Consider the following 2,827-nt stretch of genomic DNA (forward strand, 5'->3'; position numbering starts at 1 on the left):
CGTACATAATTCCAAATCGCTATAGCTAAAGATAACAAACTTAGTAAGCAAATCATCTGTATAATTAGCTTTGTAGGTTGACGTAGTAAACCAAATTGAGTCAGTATTACAAAGAGAGAAGAACCAAAAATCATTACTTGGAAAAAAATTGTTGTCAAACTAAATCTTGTTTTCATATCTTTTCCTTTCTAATTTCTACAACCTGATCCATTCGTTCATATACACTACTATCATGAGTTGCAATAATAATCGTACGTTTTTCATTCCGTAATCCAAGAATAAGGTCAATAATTTCAAGACTATTCCTACTATCAAGAGAGGCTGTTGGTTCATCTGCTAAGATTATTGGGGAATCCTTTAACATTATTTTAGCAATTGCGACACGCTGCGCTTCACCACCTGAAAGAGTAAAAATCTTACGTTTTAAATCTAATTGTAAATGAACATGCTCCAAGGCTTCTTTCATAAGAACTTCTTGTTCTTTTTTGCTTTCTTTTCTACCGATAAATGCAAGTTCTAAATTATCTTTAATACTCTTATTTTCAATTAAACCATAATTTTGAAATAAGTAGCTTACATAATCCTTAAAATAGATTTTTTCCTTAATTTGTTTTAAGTCCTTACCATCAACTTCTACTGAACCGCTTTGGACAGTTTCTAACTTACCTATAATATTTAAAAGAGTTGTTTTGCCTGCTCCAGACTCACCTATCAAAGCATAGGTCTGACCTTCATGAAATTGATAATTAAAGTCTTTAAAAATAACATAATCATCAAATTGTTTACAAATATCTTTCAATTCAATCATACTAACCTCCTTTTAGATATAAAATATTAGCCTTTTTATCTTGTCTCAGTTGAAGAAGAAAAATTCCTGTAAATAATAGCAATGAGAGCAAAGGAATAGAAATTACAAACAAATTGAAGCCTAATATTACTGACAATAAAGTACAAAAAATATAGCTACTAGATAAAATTGAAAAATAAACATGATGAATTTCAAAAAGTGACTTCCCTGCTAATCTCTCAATGAAATAAGTTTTGCGCCCTTGATAGAGGTAAAGAGTGTTCAGTAATACCATCAATAAAATGGAACTCACAAAACTAATAATCATCGCAAAAAATAATATAAATCTATCTGTCTCTACTTTTTGAATTCTATTTTCAAATGAATACATGCCATTTGAAAAACTACCAATACTAGCTGTTAACTTGTATTTAGAAATCAATTCTTTCACTACCTCGGGTTTATCAAAAATATAATGTGCCAAAGAGAATTGGCGAATTGTTCTATTTTCATAAGCAGAACCAAACACAGTAATAATTGGTTCATGAACAAAAGCATTTTGATTCACTAAGTAATTAACCGAAGTGAAGATAGGGTAAACAAATAGATTTTCACCGCCTTGATAAGTGGCTATCTCAATTTTCTCATTAGGATCTTTCTTTTTTACAGGAGCATCATCTGGAGCAAAGCCTTTTTGTTCATATCGCAACCAAGCCTTATGTAATTCTGAAAAGTTTGATTCTTGATTCTTTGGTATTAACACGAGACGATCAAAATCTCCCATCTGTTCAAAGAATGCTTTAGCTTGCATACTCAACTGAATGCCACTTTTTTCAACAAAACGTCGATTCACACGAATTTCATTTGATACCATATCTGGGGTAGGATAATAAGAATTAGCTGAAGAACTCTTTTGAAAAGCAATTTTATCTAGATTTGTATCTATATAAAGGAGATTTGTTTTTTGACTAAGTTCTGAATAAAAAGCTACTTCTGCTTCTCTGTCTTTATTTGACTCTCCAGTATATAATTCATTAGTAGCAAAATAATTAGAATGCTTACTCCATTCATCTCGTCCTACTTGTAATGTTGACAATTGTTGATTTAAGTTAACAACACCATAAACGCTATACATCACGATTAAAAGAGATAGTAACTGCGTCAAAATAACCAAAATGAACACAAGATGCAAAGGTGCCTTACCTTTTATGGATAGATTAAGAGCTTGCTTTTGTAAAATATGGTAAAAAATATTTGATAAAAAGAAATTTAAAAAAAGTAAAAGAAATAACCAAGAAAGTAAAGGATAAAATACTAGACTTAACGACAAAATGTTTACAGTTCTAGTAGAGAATAAGAATAAAACTGTCGCTAAATAAACTATACTTGCTATCAATATTAAGAAAATACTATCTTTGCTAATATTTCTCAAAGCAATTTGATATTTCCCTCTACCTGACAATCGTTCTATACTTACAGAACGCAGTTTCGCTATGTAATCAGCTAGTGTCAGAGTCCCAAAAGCAATTATCAAAACTAATGTAAAAGTAATCGATTGAGGATAAGTCAAAAATACCTTTAACAAGGTCAAACCAGAACTTGATTGTTCAACAATAGCTTGATGTCCTTTTTGGTTTAAAATTTGTGTTAGTTCCTGTGCACTTAAGTTTCCTCTTACAATCAAATATAAGGTGTCATCAGATGCATTTTGGATTAGGTTTTGATCTTGTTGTAATGGTAAATCTACAGGTAGTTCACCTCCAATTGGTATATAGGTATTTTCTGTCTTTCCCCTAACATTATCCTTTACAGAAACAATCCTACGAGCTAAAACACTCTGTTTATCTTTTGCAATCTCTTCTAAATCCTTCTTAATGGTAGTAGTAGATTTCTCTACAGAAATCATCTTACTGTATCCACCCAACATTTCACTTTTATATTGGCTAATAAAGAAAAGGCTAACAAAAGCAATTAAAACAAAGGAAAAAGTTGCAAGGCTTCGTTTTAGTATGTTATACATAGACTACTCCTTTCTACATT

General features: G+C 30.7%; 2 protein-coding genes. Both read right to left on the minus strand.

The window, feature by feature from the left end; all coding sequences use genetic code 11:
• Window positions 1-172 precede the first annotated feature (172 nt).
• Complete coding sequence (locus tag RWO85_RS10190) at window positions 173-808, minus strand: putative bacteriocin export ABC transporter (RefSeq protein ID WP_084926646.1); 636 nt, start codon at window positions 806-808, stop codon at window positions 173-175.
• A gap of 1 nt (window position 809) precedes the next feature.
• A complete protein-coding gene (locus tag RWO85_RS10195) occupies window positions 810-2,807 on the minus strand; it encodes a DUF1430 domain-containing protein (RefSeq protein ID WP_314415738.1) in 1,998 nt (665 codons plus the stop codon).
• Window positions 2,808-2,827 lie beyond the last annotated feature (20 nt).

The organism is uncultured Streptococcus sp. (assembly GCF_963521865.1).
Taxonomy (GTDB): Bacteria; Bacillota; Bacilli; order Lactobacillales; family Streptococcaceae; genus Streptococcus.

What these genes read in the sequence shown, in the direction of transcription:
- RWO85_RS10190 (WP_084926646.1), bottom strand. Translation starts at nt 808, where the DNA reads ATGATTGAATTGAAAGATATTTGTAAACAATTTGATGATTATGTTATT.
- RWO85_RS10195 (WP_314415738.1), bottom strand. Translation starts at nt 2,807, where the DNA reads ATGTATAACATACTAAAACGAAGCCTTGCAACTTTTTCCTTTGTTTTA.